The sequence below is a fragment of the Methanobrevibacter sp. genome, from assembly GCF_045114555.1.
In the GTDB taxonomy this organism is placed as follows: domain Archaea; phylum Methanobacteriota; class Methanobacteria; order Methanobacteriales; family Methanobacteriaceae; genus Methanobrevibacter.
Window position 1 is genome coordinate 28,595 of record NZ_JBGUKT010000010.1, and the last position, 16,941, is coordinate 45,535.

Genomic DNA, 16,941 nt, shown 5'->3' on the forward strand with positions numbered 1-16,941 from the left:
GAGATAAATATTTAGAATTAAAATTGAGGAAATAAAATGAATGCTTATTTAGAAATTATCCGTCCAGGAAATGCACTTATGGCAGCTATTGCTGTAATATTGATGATGTTTGTGGGACATTATTATGATTTGCCTATAATCATCTGTGCAATAATTGTTTTTGTCTGCACTGGTGCAGGAAATACTATCAACGACGTTTTTGATGTAAAGATAGATGAAATAAACAAGCCTAATCGACCTATTCCGTCAGGAAGAATCAGTCTTGAAAATGCAAGAAATTATTCTTATGTCCTCTTTGGAATAGGAATTCTTTTAAGTCTTGTTGACAGCTATTTAGTAAATTCAATTTGGCCATCTATAATTGTCATTCCTGCTGCATTCATAATGTATCTTTATGCTAGAAACTTAAAGGCAATGCCACTGGTTGGAAATCTTACTGTAGCTACTTTAACAGGTTTCTGTTTTGTAATTGCCGGTGTTGTGATAGCTTGTGCTACAAGTTCATTAAAGATTTTATTTATCTCAATTTATTTAGGATTATTTGCGATGTTCATGACATTGGCACGTGAAATAGTAAAGGATATGGAAGATATTGAGGGTGATAAACAGGAAGGTGCAAGAACTTTTCCTATTTTATATGGCAAGAAGATCCCTTCAATAATTTCAATAATCCTGATTGTTGTAACAACTTTAATGTGTCCTATTCTTTACATCTTCAAAATATTTAATATTGGGTATATGGTGATAATGATTATACCTATAATCATATTCTTGTATAGCGCTTATAGTTTAAAATTGAATCCACCTGAAGAGACATGCGCTAAGGTTTCTAAAAATCTAAAAATAGCGATGTTAATCAGTTTTGTAGCATTTGTAGTAGGATCTTTTAATGTTTTTAGCTTTGTATAGTTTTAAAAATTATTGTGAATTCAATTGAAAAATTGTTAAATTAATTGTTGAATATAATGTGGATTTAATTGTAGAAATTGATTGTTAAAATTAATGAAATTATTGGGATTAGTGAAAATTATGATGTTTAAAAATATTTTAGATGATTTGAATATCTCTAAGAATGATTTTTTCTATTTGCTTATTTTAACAGTCTTTAGCATTCTCATTACTTATACTCTCATAAATTTTAATCAGGCATTAGGAATTTACTGTTCTGATGTCTTTATTTATTTATCAAATTCCCTTGTTTTTGCAGGTTATGAATCAAGTATCCTTTATCTGTACTTGTCACCTGTTATTTGCATTTTAACAGCTATTCTTTTCAAATTAGGATTTTTATCTGAAGCTTCTCTTTACTTGGTTACTGGAATCTTTTGCATATTAGCAAATATTGGCATTTATGTGCTTCTAAAGAATAAGTTCAGTTCCCTATTAAGCCTTTGTGGGGCATTTCTTTTTGGTAGCTTTTCCCTTACTTTGCTTTGGTGGGCAAATGGGACTTTGGATGTGCCTGCAGTCGCTTTATCCATATGGACTGTCATTTTCATTCTTCTTGCAGTTGATAATGATTCAAAATATTATATGATAGCTATTCCTTTATTTGTTTTAGCTGTTTTCACACGTTATACTGCATTATTCTTGCTCCCTTTGATACTCTTGTATTATCTTTCCAAGCATGATTTTTTCACAAACCTGGATTTATTGATTGTGGATAGGCAAGAGTTTTCAAGAAAACTCAAATCTTACATAAAAAGCGAGGAATTTAGGAATATTCTAAAATCATTTGCAATAGCTTTTATGTTAGTCGTGCTCTTTTCAGCTACAATTTTAGCATATGGATCTAATTTATCATTTTTAACACAAAGCTCTACATTTGCTTCAGGTTCTAAAGGAGAAGTGATTGATAATGCATATACAACTGACACATTCTTTTATCTTCATGATTTCCCAAATTTCCTATACTCTGACTATGTGAGTTTTGATAATGTTATTCCAGTATTAAACGGCTCAAATCCAATGTCATTTTTCTTAATTGGACTATTTGCTGCCGGAATTTTGTTATCTGGATATAAGTTGATCAATGCTGAGAGAAAAGGGGAGTCTAAATACAAGTATCTTGTATGGATCTTATTTGTTGTGCTGTTGGTCATTTCAATCTTAAGCTTTAAAATCAATTCCCTTATCACAATAACACTTATACTGATTGATTTGGTTATTCTGTTTTCATATTTCAGGAAAATCGGTATTGATAGGGAGATATATTCAACAGATATTTTCATGTTGGCATGGTTATTAGTTTACTTTATTTTCTTCACATTCTTGAATATTAAGGTGAATAGATACATAATAACTGTTTTCCCAGCTTTCATTTATTTTGTGATATATGCTCTAAACGAGATTTTGGATTTGTCTGGGAAATTTGAGTTCTTTGAGTTTAAAAAGCAGAATCTTTTAAAGATTATTCCAATACTCCTTATTGTATTTTGCATATTTTCTGCATTCACATTCACATCTACAGTTCATTATAATGAGGATTTCAATAAGAATAAGGTAATTGCAGATTACTTAACAGAATATGATTCTGATTATATGTCAAAGGATGTTGCTGTATTTAAACAAAGGCCTTACAATTGGTTCTTAAGGATGTATACAATCCCGGTCACTGATGATCAATTGGATTATTTAGAGTCAAGCAATATCACTTATTACATCTCGGATGGCACTTTTAACTTATCAAATTATACAATGATTTATCAAAAAGAAGGATTATATCTATACGAAAGGATTAATTAAACAATCAATGAATTACCTATTAGTTTTAAGATGGTGAATTTTATGAAAATTTTACATGTTGCACATTTCTTTTATCCTTGCTTGTCAGCAGGAGGGGTGGTAAATGCAAGTTATCAAATAGCTTCCAAACAAAGCGAGGATAATGATGTAAAAGTCATTAGTTCAGATTCATGTAAGGAAAGATTAAGATTCCCAAATGGTCGCTATGATGTTGATGTTGATGGAATTAAAGTGGATTATTTCAGAAATCTCTCTAATGGATTTAAGCTTAAAACCATGTTAGACACACCATTAGCAGCTCCATTCAAGATTAGAAATGATATTAAAGGCTATGATATCATCCATATTCATGAGCATAGACAAACCTTAGCTATTTTTGCAAGCTATTTTGCAAGGAAAAACAATATTCCATACGTCGTGCAGGCTCATGGTTCAGTTCTTCCTTTCTTCCAAAAGGAGGGGCTAAAGAATATTTTTGATAAGGTGTTTGGATTCAAGATCCTTCACAATGCATCATGTGTATTTGCACTTACTGAAGTGGAAAAGGAACAATATTTGAAGATGGGTGTTGATGAGGATAAAATTGAAATTGTTCCTCTTGGGATTAATTTAGATGAGTATGAGAACCTTCCAGATTATGGCAAATTCCGCTCTAAATTTAACATTGGTGAAAATGATAAACTGATTCTTTTCGTTGGAAGAATCCATGAAATAAAAGGGCTTGGCTTATTGATTGATTCATTTAATGATTTGATCAATCAGCATAATGAAAATCATAGTTTAGAGGATATCAGTAGTTCAAGCATTAAATTAGCTATTGTAGGTCCAGATGATGGTTATTTAGTAAAATTGGAAGATAAGATTAAGGAATATTCTCTTGAAGATAATGTCATTATCACTGGCCCATTATATAAAGAGGAAAAGCAGGAAGCTTTAGTGGATTGTGACTTATTTGTCATGCCTTCTAAATATGAATCATTTACAACAAGCGGTCTCGAGGCAATGGCATGTTCCAAGCCATTGGTGTTAACTAAAAACAATCATATTCATGATTGGGTGGATGGAAATGTTGGCCTTGCTTGTGATGACAATAAGGACTCCTTAAGGGAAGCAATTGAAAAGGTATTATTCGATGAAGATTTGTCTCTCATTTTCGCTCGAAATGGTCAGAAACTTATCAAAGAAAAATATAATTGGGACATAATCAATGATCAAATTTTAGAAATTTACAATAGATATCTCTAATTTTTTTAAATTTTTTTTAAATTTCTTTTTTGATTAAATAATAATTAAAAAACACTGATTTTTTTAATCAAATAACTATTTTTTTGAATTTCTCCTATTTTTAATTAAATAATACATAATGTTTAAATCTAATAAATTATATATATTATATTAATATTAATCTATTTGAGTGTTTTATAGATTTTTAATAAATTTAATTAGATTTCTAATAAATTTAATCACTTTTTAGATAATATTTTGATAAAATTTTTGATTATAATCAAATTGAGTAGGGATAAGATGAAAGTGGTAGTTTGTCAGAACTGTGGTGAAAAATATCAGCTTGATGATGAAGATGATATTAATGCATTTGAATGTTCTGTTTGTTCTGGAAATCTGGAGGAATTGGATGGTTTCTCTAATGATGAAGAGAAAGTTTCCTCTGATTATGATTCGCAGAATAATTCTGGTTTAGTACTTGTTTATTGTACAAGTTGCGGATTAAAATATCAATTAAATGAAAGTGACAATATAAACGAATTTGAATGTAATAGCTGTGGAGGCTCCTTAGATTACGTTTCCAATATGGCCTCTGCATCAACTGAAACCACTGACTCAACTAATTTTACACAAAACCCACTCACAGAAACCCCACTCGCTGATGATGAAATCGATGAGATTATTCCTATTCATGCAGAGGCTAATTTTGTAGATGATTTTCTCTATGCTGATTCTGATGTTGATGAGATTATTCCTATTCATGCAGAGTTAAATGCTCAAAATGAAGGATACTCTGATGAAGATTATTATTATGAAACTGAAGAGATTTTGCCTGATACATTAGAGTCATATGGGGATGAAGAAGTTATTTCTTATGGTTCAATTTATGACTCTACACTTGGAGATGTTGATGAGATTATTCCTATTCATGCAGAAAAGAGATATATGGAAACTTCAAGAGACATAGCTTCTGGTTTTGCTTATAAGGATGAATATGAAGAAGCCCATGAAAGCCAAGAATATGGGCTTGTTGAAGTCACTGATATTCCAGAAGATGAAATGCCTGAATCTCCAGTGTCTTTAGCCAGACAGGAATTGTCTGAAGAGGACCAAAAGCTTTTTGCCAGAGTTCAAAATGAAATGGTCTTTGATAGTCCTGAAGAGTATGAAGCATTCAAGCTTGCTCGTTATAAGTATTACACTGCATTGTCTGATATTCTTAAAGATGAATATATAAGAAGCATGGATAAGGAATTCTACAAGGGAAGTTCAGTCAAACGCTTAATCAAAAAAGGTGAAGAAAGTGTTAAACGTGGAAACATAACCGCAAGTGAAGAGGATGCATTGGTCACTCCAGAAACAGTTGAACTAATGAAATCTCAAAATAGGGCTTATGAACCTAAGAAAACCAATGCTGATTTATATATGTTAATCGGAGCATTCATTTTAGTTGTTTCAGCTGCATATTATTACTTCATTAACCAAATATGGTATGTGTTGATTGCTGTTGCAATAGGTGTTCTTATTCTAAGTTACGGTATTTATAAAAGATACGCTTTCAATAATTACATTGCTCGTGGAAGAATCATTCGTGAAAGATTGCTTGCACTTCCAAATGATTTTTATGTCTTTTATGCAGTTCAACCTCCACAATCAAGAGATATAATTAACCACGTGGTTGTTGGACCTACTGGTGTATATACCATTTTATCCAAAAGATATGACTCTAAAGACTACAAGAATAAGGTCAAATCTGACAATGAAACTGACACTATGGTGAATGATTCTGCTTCTATCCAAAATTACATGGATAAGAAGAATACATTAGAGCTTCAAACTGATTATAAGGATAATCAAACCAGATTTGAATTTGGAAATGAAGAGATTCATTTTGTAAACAATAGTCAAATCAAGCGTAAAGCTTTAGAGTTAAATGAAGACTTAGCTATTTTCTTGGATAATAAAGGATTTAGCGGAATTTACATTGAACCTTTAATCGGTTTTGTAAACGATGACTTGGCTATTTTAAATGTAATCCTTACCAATGAGGATCTCTTTATAGATGAATTGTTCAATAGAATGATTCGTGGTCAAAGAAGAATTGATGAGTTAACTGTTGCTAAAATAGCAAGATTATTATCATATTATTCTGCAGATTGTTCTGTAGTATAATGCTAATTTTTTCTTTTTTTATTTATTTTCACATTTTTTCTATAGATTCAAGCTGTGATGAAGATGATTTCTAAAGTTTTAAATGTTCTTAAGGCCATTAAAAGAAAATATTATACATTTAGAGTGAAAAGGGTATCTGAATCATGTGGAAATGATTTAACCGTTAATGCTTATTCCTATGTCACTCCTAAAACAAGTCTTGGAAACAATGTGAATTTCAATGGCATGAAGATTCAAGGAACGGCCAATATTGTTATTGGAGATAATTTTCACTCTGGAATAGAATGCATGATAATCACTGATAGTCATAATTATGAAGGGGATGCCATTCCTTATGATGACACTGTGATCTCTAAGGATGTTGTTATCGAAGACAATGTATGGTTAGGAAATCGTGTCATTGTTCTTCCTGGAGTAACTATTGGTGAAGGTGCCATCATTCAAGCAGGAAGTGTTGTAGTTAAGGATATTCCTAAATATGCAATTGCTGGTGGTCATCCTGCAAAAGTCTTTTCTTCAAGAGATAATGATCATTATGAAAAGTTAAAAAAAGAAGGAAAGTTCCATTAAATAAATTATCATCTTTAATTTTTTTCATGATTTATTTTTGTATATTGCTATTTTTACATATTTTTTCATTTTTGCACAATAACTATTTTTCACAAAAAAATTTCATTCATTTTAATTAATTCTAGCTTCAATTTAATGAAGCAAATCTTTAAAGATTGCAATTTCTTTAATTGTCACTGCCTTTAAAATGAAGATGATTGCAAAGTATATGATTACTCCCGCGATAATGGATATCAAGACATTAATAATTCCAATTGGGTGCATTAAATATACGGCAATTCCCATAATGGATGCCGCAACGACTATTTTTAAAAGCTCTTTCATGTTGAATGGCAATCTCATTGTTTTCTTGCTTGCGATTGCTGTTACAGCAAATGCCAATATGTAGCAGATAAGTGTTGCAATTGCTGCCCCTAAAATGTTTAGGTAAGGAACGAGCAATAAGTTCAAGACTATATTTGAGATAGCAACAACAATCCATAACTTTCCGAGAATCATTGTGTTTTTTTCCAGGATTAGAATGTTATTTGTAATTCCATACATTCCCATGAATATTGCTCCAAGGCAAACGAAAGGAGTTACCATATAACCTCCAAGTGCAATTTCAGGGGTTGTGATTATGTATAATAATGGCTTTGAGAGCACACTCATTCCAACTGCTGCAGGAACTGTTAGCAAGAGATAGTATTTCATTGAATAGCTAAGATACTTGTCCACTTCCCTTATGTCTCCCTTTTCATAATGTTCAGGTAAAACTGCAGGTAAGAGAACTGCAAATGGGGAAAGGAACATCAATAGTATGCTTCCCAATGCATATCCTGGTGAGTAGCATCCAACTGCAACTGATCCAATAAGGATTCCAATGACATACTTGTCACTTGAATCAACAACCCAACTGGACACATTGCTTGGAATGGTAGGTAAAGCAAATGCAAGCTGTTCCTTTAGATTAGACCATTTTCCAATTCCAATTCCAAGATATTTTACAATTAGGAATGCCATCATGATGAATACTGCAACATAACCTGTCAAAAGACCAAGCACCACAGTTTCAATATTGTATCCTGCATAAGTGAGATAAATGCTTACAAACACACCAATGTAACTTTGAAGAACTAAGAATAATGAGTATCTTTTCATTTGCTGGAATGTTCTAAAGAAGCTTATGAGCATAAGATTCATGCATGCAAAGAATGAGATTGCAGTTGTAATGTACAATACTTGCATGCTTCCATTGAATAATGCATTTGCAATTGTGTTTCCAAAGGTCAGGAACAATAAACATATTATAATTGTTGAAATGAATGTTAGACTAATCATAGGATAGAATGAATCCTTAATCTTTTCCTTATCCTTTTCAGCAGACAGGAACCTTACCATTGTGTATGGAAGACCAAGATTTGCAATATTCGGAACAAGTGCGATTGTAGTGTTTACCTGTGCCCACATACCATATTCTGCGGTGGTAAATGACTTTGTAATGATTGGGATAAAGATTAGGCTACTGAGAGAGATTAGGATGTTTGTGAGTCCCACCAAACCTATTCTTTGTATAAATCGCACATATTCACTCATTTAATCACACTTTTATTTTTTTATTTTTCATTTTTCTATTTTTTTCAATTATAAAATGAGTATGATCATTTTAAAATATTTTTAAAAATAGTTTCATCAAAGTTCTTAAAGAAATAATCCTTATCATATTCTTGAATGGATATATTTTCATTGTTTATGTAATTAATTAGTTCTTCACTGCTTTTAACTTTTTTTACAATATCCTTTTCGATTAGGTCATCTAAATATTCCACTCCTGGAACATCTATTATGAAAGTTTTGCAATTGAATGCAAGCCCTTCATAGATTGCAGTTGAAAAGGCACCTATTTGGTAGTGGCTTTCAGCAAAGAGTTCATATAATGGGGGTTCACTTTGATCGATTACAGTGAAATTATCAAATTCACTGCTTGCTTTTGTTAAATAATCATAGTTTTCTTTCCAGGTTCCATATTCTCCAGGATGTAATTTATAGATAAAATTATAGTCTTGAGTATTATTGTTCTCATTATTATCCTTATTATCATTAATCTTTGAAGCGGTTTCATAGGCTAATTTAGATAAGTATTTTCCAATTACCCCTTGTGAAATAAATAATATTTGCTTATCTTCATTTTTTTGATTATTTCCATCTTCAGAATTTTTATCTTCAGCTATTTTCATATATGTTTTTGAGTTTTCCTCAAAGTATGGGAATCCCATTGAAATGATGTTTTCACTATCTATAGGGAATGGACAAGCATTTTTCCAATAGTCTCCAAAACTTAGGATCTTGTCTGGGAAGTATTCGATTTCCTTGATTGCTCCGTTAAATTTCATTGTATTTTCAGGATAGCTGTATCCTAAATGGTATGGGCTAATGGTCCCATGCTGCAATTCGATAATGTCTATGTTCATTTTTTTGCATGCTGCAATCAATGCCTTATTTTCATAAGCCACTACAAGAAATACCACTTTAGGTTTTTTCCTTTGAAGAAGTTCAATATACTTTTTATAATCGTATTGAAAATTCAGGATATGATCTTCCATGATGCTAAACAAGTCAATGTCAATTTTAAAAGCGGTTTCAAGCTCTTCTTTCACGGCATTGATAAATTGCTTTTCATTTTCTGTAAAAGGCAATTTACCTCTATTTCTTGTTTTATGAATAAATGAACCTAAAAGGATTCGGTCATTGAATTTGACATTATTTTCCTTAATGTTGCTTTTGTTTCTAAAATGCTGATTTAAATAAGGGGATTCTATGGTTTCAAAACTTTTTCCGCATTGATTAAGTGTGTCTTTTAAAAAATAGCTGTAGATATCCTGATATTCATCTTCAAATACGACTTTTCTTGGATGATCGAATATCAAAACATCAACATGCTCACTTCCACTTAAAGGATTTGATGTGATGCTGTTTTTGATAAAAGGCAAGAATGAGTTTATTTTATCAAATAATGAAAGACTAGACTGTTGAGCAGATTCAAAAACATTTGTCTTTCTTGTTATTTCATAATATAAATACATTCTAATCAATTGCCAAGGATAGCAATCTTGAATTTCCTTATGATTCAATTCATACTTCTCTTCAAGATTCCAAATCTTTTGACAGATCTCTTTTACAGTAAAAGTCATATTTTTTCCTTTAAAGTTTTATTTTCAATAAAATTCTTCAATAAAATTTCTAAATAATAATTTCAATATTGATTCATTTATTCTAAATATTCATATTTAATCAATTCATCTTCAGCAATGTCAATCTTTGCCTTTTGGCCAATAACTTTCTCTATTTCGCTTGGTGAAATTCCAGTTCCTGGCCTTTTGTATGTAAGCATATCCTCTGAAATCACTGTTCCCTCTTTAATTTCCTCTTTTGCAATGATGGAACGCCTTGCTTGCTTTCTTGATTCGCTTTCACAAGGGAGAGGGACCTTATCATATTGTCCATTGATTGTTTTGATAAGTTTTATGTTTTCATTGAATTTTCTAATGTCCTTAGGGTCCATTCCATGATAATGGTCATTACCTTGCAATGTTTTATCTAATGTATAATGCTTTTCAAGGATTGTTGCTCCATATAGATAAGCGGTTGTTAAAATAAGCATGTTTTCATCAGGCTTTGTATGGTCTGAGTAACCGATTTCATAGTTAGGGTACAAATCCTTAAGGTTTTTAATCATCAAAAGGTTTGCATCGCTGTTGTCTGTAGGGTATGAAAGAACACAATGCATAATTCCTATTCCTGCTTCCCCATTTGTGTATTTTTCATTTGCATTTTCTATTGTGTCTATTGCCAATTTTATCTCATCAAGGTTGGAAGCCCCAGTGGAAATGATTATGTCTTTTCCCTTTTCAGCTATTTTTCTAATGAACGGAATGTTTGTAAGGTCTGATGAGGATATCTTATAGACATCCATGAATTCATCCAAGTAATCAATAGAATCAAAATCAAAAGGTGTTGATAAGAACATTATTCCAATTTCATTGCAGTAATCTGCGATTTCCCTGTACTCTGCCTCTCCAAAGGAATCAAATTTCTTAAACAATTCGTATTGGGAAGTTGTAGGTTCCTCATTTGTATCCCAATATGCTGGAGAGTTCTTGGAAGCTATTGTATTTGCTTTATATGATTGGAATTTGACTGCATTGCAGCCAGCATCCTTTGCCTCTTTCACCATCAATTTAGCTGCATCCATATTGCTTATATTTTCCTTTTTTGCAATGTCATAGTAATTTACACCAATTTCAGCTATTAAAAATGGTTCTTCATTAAATATGCTCATATTTTCACCTTATTTTTATCTTCATCTATTTTTCCATTTTTTTCATTTCTTCTTTCCATTCTTTGTACGATTGCTTGATTAGCCTTTTGATGTTATCAAATCCATGCTTTAAATCAACTTCACTCATTCTTTTGTTCATTTCCTGTCTTAATTGATAGTCATTTATTGTGCTTTCAAATGTTTCCTTTATTTCTTCCTTAGAGACTTCACTACCTAAACCTAAATTAATGAATCCATTCTCAACATTTCCAAAGATGTGGCTTAATTCCCTTTCATTTTGGCAAAGGCATATGCAAGGAACTCCAAGTGAAGCTATTTCATACATGGTTCTGCCTGCTGAGGTAAATATCAAGTCAGCATCATGCATGTGTTCGCTCATGTTTTTAACGTTTTCATAGATTTCTATTCTTTCATTATCCTTGTATTTGTCTTGTATTTCCTTCTTGTTTCCATAACCAAGTCCTAAAATAATTTCAATCTTGTTTTTGTAATCGCTTTCCAAAATTGTTTCAAGGACTTTTTCAGTTAAGTTATTTGGGTCTGTCCCTCCAAAGGTAAGAAGAACCTTATCGACATCCTCTTTGATTTCCTTAAATGATTGATAATAAAACTCATCTTTTAGTATGTAATATTTATGTCCTGAATAAAGGTTCTTAAGAGGTATTTTATGCTCATATAATGCATCAAATACCATATGTGCATATTTCACTCCCCCACCGACATCTTCAAAATTAACTACGAAGAATCCTTTGTCCCTAAGGGATTTTGTATACTTTGAATTTGTATTTAGGATGTCGTTTATTATGATATCAGGGTCATATTCAACTATCTTTTCAATCAATTCCTCTTTTGCTTCATCATCTGCTTCTTTTCCTTTGCCTTTATTGCTGTTATGAGTAATGTAAGGATAGTTGTTATTGTTGACGATTTCAATTCCTAATGGCTGTGCCTCATCAAGCAAGAACACAACTTCATGATTCACTAATTTTGAAGCTATTGATAAAGCTCTGTAGATATGTCCAGTCCCGATTTCATGGGAAGCGTCTGCTTTAATCAATATTTTCTTTTTCTTTAGGATTCTTTCCGCCACCCACCAGTCTTCATAATTGTCAATGTCAATGCTTTCTTGCTTGGATATTTCAACAAGCCCTATATTATTTCCAAGACGGCTGTTTTCCTTTACAAATTCCCGTTTTGTTGCAAATATGCTTCCGGTCTCTTTATATGCTTTTGGCAAGTATTGCCTATTCACCCTTTCCTTGTATAATGGGAAATACTTCTTGTTTTCCTCATCGTATCCCCAACTTAAGTGTCTATCATCGACAACACTGATTATTGTATCATATAATTCCTTATCATCATTTGGATTTAATAATGTTTCAATAGCTAAATCTAAGGTTTTTGTTTTAAGAAGTGGGGAAGTAGGCTGCACTGTTATTACAACATCATATTTTTTGTTTTCTTTTTTCTCTTTTTGAATTGTAGCATCATGGATTACAGGGTCAAGCGGAATTGAGTCTTCTGCAAGTTTTCCATCTCTTTTGACAGTTTCTGCACCGAATTTCTCTGCAATGAATTTTATTTCATTATCATCGGTTGTTACAAGAACATCATCAACATATTCTGATGCCTTTCCCATTTCTATTGTATGTGCGATAAGTGGTTTTCCTCCAAGCAATCTAATGTTTTTTCTTGGAATGCCTTTGGAACCTCCTCTGGCAGGGATCACAACTAAAATCTTATTATCTTTATACATCTTAAAACCTTTAGCTATTTGATTTTTCAGTTATATTCTCATGTATTTTCATATATTTTCATATATTTTCATTCATAATTTGAAAATTAAAAAATTTCAAATTTTGTTTGAATTTTAAAAAATATTATTAATTAAGACAAACTAATAATAGTATATTATTAATTAATATTAAATTTTGTTAATTATAAATAGTTTATATAAAATAGTTATATAAACAATTTTAAAATAGATTTAATAGAAATTTAAAGATTTAATCTGATAATTTATTATAAAAAATATTTAAAAAAATTTAAGGTGTTATAATGGCAAGTATGAAAGAGATGGCTGATACTTTAATTAAAAGAATAAATGATTTAGCTACTCCTGTTAAAATTATGCATGTTTGTGGTTCTCATGAACATACCATTATGGAACATGGTATAAGATCTTTGCTTCCTCCTGAAGTTGAGATTGTTGCAGGGCCAGGATGTCCTGTATGTGTTGTTCCTTCAAGAGAAATTGATGAATGTTTACAATTGATAGAAAAAGGGGTTACTGTAACCACTTTTGGAGACATGTTGAGAGTGCCAGGTTCCAATGGTTCTCTTGCTGAGGCAAAAGCGGATGGTGCAGACGTAAGGGTTGTTTATGGTATTCCAAATGCTGTGGAAATTGCAGAGAAAATAGACAATGATGTTGTGTTCATGTCTGCAGGTTTTGAAACAACCGCTCCTGCAACCGCATCTGAATTATTGAAAAAGCCTCCTGAAAACTTCTCAATCGTTTCATGTCATAGATTGATTCCACCAGCGATTGACTTCTTGATCAATTCAGGTGAAACCAATTTAAACGCTTTAATCGAACCTGGACATGTATGTACAATTTTAGGAACTGAACCATTTGAAAAGTTCTCAACCGAATATGGCATTCCTCAAGCAGTGGCAGGTTTTAATCCATTGGATATATTAATGTCTGTTTACATGATCTTAAGACAAATTGACAATGGAACTCCAAGAATCGACAATGAATATAAGCGTGCTGTAAGAACTGAAGGAAATGTCATTGGAAAAGAAATGATGGATGAGGTTTTCCACGTGGAAAGCAGAGAATGGAGAGGTTTCCCAAAAATTCCTAACTCCGTCTTGGAAGTTAATGATGAGTTTGCTGAGTGGGATGCAAGAAAGAAATATGACATTGAAGTGAAAGATGTTACTGAAGCTCCTAAAGGATGTATTTGCGGACCTATCTTAAGAGGTATGGCAAAGCCAACTGACTGTAAATTGTTTAGAAAGGCATGTAATCCAATGCATCCAATCGGTGCATGCATGGTAAGTAAGGAAGGAACCTGTAATATTGCTCACAGATATAGCAGATAATAAACATTTTATTTTAATAGTTTTTTATACAATCACTTTTTAAGGGTTTGAAAACATGGTAAAAATAGAAGCGATAGCTGTAGATGTTGATGGAACAATTACAGATGGAAGAAGAAGAGTTTGTCATAGTGCATTGGATGCTCTTCGTAAGGCTGAAGATGCAGGAATTCCAGTAATCATTGCTACTGGAAACATTTCACACTTTGCCTATGCAGTGGCTACACTTGTTGGAACTACTGGAGGATTGGTTTGTGAAAATGGTGGAGTAATTTACCAAGATGGATATAACGACAATAGGGTAATTGTTTTAGGAGACATTTCCAAAGCTCAAAATGCTTATGATTTTTTACTTGAAAAGTTTGGTGACGATATCCCATTTAAGATTGTAGAGGATTCCGATGCAAGAGTCTCTGAAATCTGTTTCTATAAGAATATGGATTCAGAGCCACTTAAAGAGTTACTCCAAGACTTTGATGTGATAGTTTATGATAGTGGTTTTGCACTTCACTTAACAGATCCTAATGTTAATAAGGGTATTGGACTCTCCGAACTGGCTAAGCTCTTGGATTATAATATTGAAAACATTATGTGCATTGGAGATAGTGAAAATGACATTGACTTTTTACATGCTGCAGGATTTAAGGTTGCAGTTGCTAATGCATGTGATGAGCTAAAGGAGATAGCTGATTACGTTTGTGAGAATAAGTATGGTGATGGAGTGGCAGAAGCTATTGATAAATTTGTTTTTAATGAGAAATAATTTAATCATATTCTTTTTAAATGTGTGATAATATGTTATATGAATTGGCTGAAGAGGCAAAAAGGGAAATTTCAAAGTATTCAGACAATTATGAAATCTATTTGGAAAATACTGAATTGCTTCAATTGGATTCCCAAAAGACTGATTTGAATTTTGCAAAAGAGGAAATTAGTTTAGGCATTGGTATAAGAGTTATTAAAGACGGTTCTGTAGGTTTTGCTTTCACATCAGATATGGGTGAAATTGCAAAGACTTGCGAAAATGCTTATTTGAACTCTAAACTTAATTCAAAGGATGAAAACTTCTCTTTTGCTCAAGTGGAAAAATTGCCGAAAATCAATGGCACTTTTGATAAGAAGTTCCAGGAAATTGATTTGGATGAACTTACAAGTTCCCTCAAGGCTGTGTTAAACTGCATTGAAGATAATGGCTGTCAAACCACTTCTGGTGGATTTTCAGCAGCAGAAGGGGAGGTCTTGATTGTAAATTCCAATGGTGTTGAAGCTTATGATAAGTCAACTGGCTTTGCATTAGGCGTTTCTATAAATGCTATTAAAGATGATGATTTAGCAACTGCTTATGACTCTGTTTCCTCATGTCTTTATGATTTGGATGGAATCAAATTGGCTGAAGACTTATGTGATTTGGCAAAGTCATCATTGGATGGGGAGCATATTGAAACTTCAGACAAGGATGTCATATTGGATTATCATGCAGTAACTGGTCTGCTCTCTACATTCATGAGTGGTTTCAGCGCAGATAACATTCAAAGAGGAAGGTCAAGACTCGCTGGCAAAATCGGTGAGAAAATAGTCACTGAAGGCCTTTCAATTTATGATGACGGCACTGTTGATGGTGGTTTGAACTCTGGAGTAAGTGATGATGAAGGAACTGCTTCAAGAAGAACTGCTTTAGTTGAAGAAGGTGTACTTAAAGGATATTTATATGATATTTATACAGCTAATAAGGATGGAGTTAAAAGTACCTCCAACGGATTTAGAGGTTCATATGCTGGAACTCCTTCTGTAAGCGGTTCAAATATTATTTTTGACTTTAAAGATCATGTAATGGAAGATGAAATAAATGATGCATTCTTGGTCACAGATGTTTTAGGTGCACATACAGCAAACCCTATCACTGGTGACTTTTCAGTAGAAGCAAGCAATTCATTTTTAATCGATAAAGGTGTCAAAAAACCTATTAAAAAAGCTATGATTTCTGGCAATATCTATGATTTATTAGGTGATGCGGTAGCTGTAGGTGAAGAGACAAAGCAAAGAGGATCTTTCATTGTTCCTAAATTGCTTTTACATGATGTAAGAGTGGTGGGTAACTAATCCCACCAAAAAATATTTTTTTTTTAATGAATTTTTTATTAGATAATATTTCTAATATCTTTTTTTTTTTGAACGTTTTATTTTTATAAATTTTTAAATCTTGCATTGATTTTCTTATCTAATTCCTTCATTTTTCTATCAATTCTTTTTGTGTCTGTTTTATATACTTTTGACACTTTTTTATTTATTTCCTTTTCCTTTTTCTTTAGGTTCTTATTGAATTTAGAGGTTTTGGTGTCAAAGGCATCTTGGAGAAAGTTTTCAAGCTCGTCTTGAGATGAAAAGTCTGCAAAGTTTTTTTCTATTATTTTATCTACTTTTTCATTAAGTTTTTCCTCTTCCTTTTTAGTCATTTTTTTAGTTTTCTCTTTAGCCATTTTATCATTTCCTCCAGTAGATTTAATAGAATTTGGGATTTAAAGTTATGGGAAATTTATCCCATTTTAATGACTGGCAATTGAATTTCAGTTACCAAGTCCTCTTCATTATCCACTTCGTACTTGTTTTTTAAGTAAATTTCTTTAGGAGAACCTATAATGTCATATTTGTTTTCAATGGAGTACTCTGCCATAGTATTATAGCTTTCTTGAATATTATCTAAACTTCCATTGTGGATTCCAGACAATACCTTGTGTTCGATTAGGGTTACTATTCTTATTTCTTCAGTTTCATCAGGGTCTAATTCTGGATTGATTGGAATTCCT

14 protein-coding genes are annotated in these 16,941 nt (G+C 32.1%); 8 read left to right on the forward strand and 6 right to left on the reverse strand.

Going from position 1 to position 16,941, the window contains the following annotated elements; translation table 11 throughout:
- Positions 1-36: 36 nt before the first annotated feature.
- The 5 genes from ACJMLB_RS01730 to ACJMLB_RS01750 all read left to right on the forward strand — a co-directional run bounded on the left by ACJMLB_RS01730 (position 37) and on the right by ACJMLB_RS01750 (position 6,711).
- Complete coding sequence (locus ACJMLB_RS01730; RefSeq protein ID WP_295605429.1) at positions 37-909, forward strand: UbiA family prenyltransferase; 873 nt, start codon at positions 37-39, stop codon at positions 907-909.
- Between the two features lie 120 nt (positions 910-1,029).
- Positions 1,030-2,745, forward strand: a complete 1,716-nt coding sequence (locus ACJMLB_RS01735; protein ID WP_405323093.1) for a glycosyltransferase family 39 protein — start codon at positions 1,030-1,032, stop codon at positions 2,743-2,745.
- Between the two features lie 42 nt (positions 2,746-2,787).
- Positions 2,788-3,990 carry a glycosyltransferase gene (locus tag ACJMLB_RS01740; RefSeq protein WP_405323095.1) on the forward strand — a complete coding sequence of 401 codons (1,203 nt, stop codon included), beginning with the start codon at positions 2,788-2,790 and terminating at the stop codon, positions 3,988-3,990.
- 279 nt (positions 3,991-4,269) lie between these two features.
- Positions 4,270-6,141, forward strand: coding sequence for a hypothetical protein (locus tag ACJMLB_RS01745; protein WP_405323097.1), 1,872 nt, complete (start codon positions 4,270-4,272; stop codon positions 6,139-6,141).
- A 63-nt stretch (positions 6,142-6,204) separates the two neighbouring features.
- Positions 6,205-6,711 (forward strand): acyltransferase, encoded by a 507-nt coding sequence (locus ACJMLB_RS01750; RefSeq protein WP_405323099.1) that lies wholly within the window; start codon positions 6,205-6,207, stop codon positions 6,709-6,711.
- A 132-nt stretch (positions 6,712-6,843) separates the two neighbouring features.
- Here the strand turns inward: ACJMLB_RS01750 and ACJMLB_RS01755 are convergent, their stop codons facing one another.
- The 4 genes from ACJMLB_RS01755 to pseG form a co-directional block, all read right to left on the reverse strand.
- On the reverse strand, positions 6,844-8,286 hold the full coding sequence (locus tag ACJMLB_RS01755) for a flippase (RefSeq protein WP_405323101.1): 1,443 nt from the start codon (positions 8,284-8,286) through the stop codon (positions 6,844-6,846).
- 65 nt (positions 8,287-8,351) lie between these two features.
- Complete coding sequence (locus ACJMLB_RS01760; protein ID WP_405323103.1) at positions 8,352-9,881, reverse strand: sialyltransferase; 1,530 nt, start codon at positions 9,879-9,881, stop codon at positions 8,352-8,354.
- Positions 9,882-9,958: 77 nt separating this feature from the next.
- Entirely contained in the window at positions 9,959-11,029 is a 1,071-nt protein-coding gene (locus ACJMLB_RS01765; protein WP_405323105.1) for an N-acetylneuraminate synthase family protein, read from the reverse strand.
- Positions 11,030-11,054: 25 nt separating this feature from the next.
- A complete protein-coding gene (gene pseG, locus ACJMLB_RS01770) occupies positions 11,055-12,785 on the reverse strand; it encodes a UDP-2,4-diacetamido-2,4,6-trideoxy-beta-L-altropyranose hydrolase (RefSeq protein ID WP_405323107.1) in 1,731 nt (576 codons plus the stop codon).
- A gap of 311 nt (positions 12,786-13,096) precedes the next feature.
- On the opposite strand from pseG, the gene hypD reads away from it, so the two are divergent.
- From hypD to ACJMLB_RS01785, 3 genes are read left to right on the forward strand one after another with little or no spacing between them, the layout of a single operon-like run.
- Positions 13,097-14,140 carry a hydrogenase formation protein HypD gene (gene hypD, locus ACJMLB_RS01775; RefSeq protein WP_405323119.1) on the forward strand — a complete coding sequence of 348 codons (1,044 nt, stop codon included), beginning with the start codon at positions 13,097-13,099 and terminating at the stop codon, positions 14,138-14,140.
- A gap of 55 nt (positions 14,141-14,195) precedes the next feature.
- Positions 14,196-14,900: a phosphoglycolate phosphatase gene (locus ACJMLB_RS01780; protein ID WP_295605412.1), complete on the forward strand. Its 705-nt coding sequence runs from the start codon at positions 14,196-14,198 to the stop codon at positions 14,898-14,900.
- A 32-nt stretch (positions 14,901-14,932) separates the two neighbouring features.
- Positions 14,933-16,237 carry a TldD/PmbA family protein gene (locus tag ACJMLB_RS01785; protein ID WP_405323110.1) on the forward strand — a complete coding sequence of 435 codons (1,305 nt, stop codon included), beginning with the start codon at positions 14,933-14,935 and terminating at the stop codon, positions 16,235-16,237.
- A gap of 83 nt (positions 16,238-16,320) precedes the next feature.
- On the opposite strand, the gene ACJMLB_RS01790 is transcribed toward ACJMLB_RS01785, so the two are convergent.
- Both ACJMLB_RS01790 and ACJMLB_RS01795 read right to left on the reverse strand, forming a co-directional pair.
- Positions 16,321-16,614: a hypothetical protein gene (locus tag ACJMLB_RS01790; protein ID WP_405323111.1), complete on the reverse strand. Its 294-nt coding sequence runs from the start codon at positions 16,612-16,614 to the stop codon at positions 16,321-16,323.
- A 56-nt stretch (positions 16,615-16,670) separates the two neighbouring features.
- Positions 16,671-16,941: GyrI-like domain-containing protein (locus ACJMLB_RS01795; RefSeq protein ID WP_405323113.1), on the reverse strand; the 271-nt coding region annotated here is incomplete at its 5' end.

Coding starts and splice junctions, on each gene's coding strand:
- ACJMLB_RS01735 (WP_405323093.1), top strand. CDS start 1,030: ATGATGTTTAAAAATATTTTAGATGATTTGAATATCTCTAAGAATGAT.
- pseG (WP_405323107.1), bottom strand. CDS start 12,785: ATGTATAAAGATAATAAGATTTTAGTTGTGATCCCTGCCAGAGGAGGT.
- hypD (WP_405323119.1), top strand. CDS start 13,097: ATGAAAGAGATGGCTGATACTTTAATTAAAAGAATAAATGATTTAGCT.
- ACJMLB_RS01755 (WP_405323101.1), bottom strand. CDS start 8,286: ATGAGTGAATATGTGCGATTTATACAAAGAATAGGTTTGGTGGGACTC.
- ACJMLB_RS01780 (WP_295605412.1), top strand. CDS start 14,196: ATGGTAAAAATAGAAGCGATAGCTGTAGATGTTGATGGAACAATTACA.
- ACJMLB_RS01730 (WP_295605429.1), top strand. CDS start 37: ATGAATGCTTATTTAGAAATTATCCGTCCAGGAAATGCACTTATGGCA.
- ACJMLB_RS01750 (WP_405323099.1), top strand. CDS start 6,205: ATGATTTCTAAAGTTTTAAATGTTCTTAAGGCCATTAAAAGAAAATAT.
- ACJMLB_RS01760 (WP_405323103.1), bottom strand. CDS start 9,881: ATGACTTTTACTGTAAAAGAGATCTGTCAAAAGATTTGGAATCTTGAA.
- ACJMLB_RS01740 (WP_405323095.1), top strand. CDS start 2,788: ATGAAAATTTTACATGTTGCACATTTCTTTTATCCTTGCTTGTCAGCA.
- ACJMLB_RS01765 (WP_405323105.1), bottom strand. CDS start 11,029: ATGAGCATATTTAATGAAGAACCATTTTTAATAGCTGAAATTGGTGTA.
- ACJMLB_RS01785 (WP_405323110.1), top strand. CDS start 14,933: ATGTTATATGAATTGGCTGAAGAGGCAAAAAGGGAAATTTCAAAGTAT.
- ACJMLB_RS01790 (WP_405323111.1), bottom strand. CDS start 16,614: ATGGCTAAAGAGAAAACTAAAAAAATGACTAAAAAGGAAGAGGAAAAA.
- ACJMLB_RS01745 (WP_405323097.1), top strand. CDS start 4,270: ATGAAAGTGGTAGTTTGTCAGAACTGTGGTGAAAAATATCAGCTTGAT.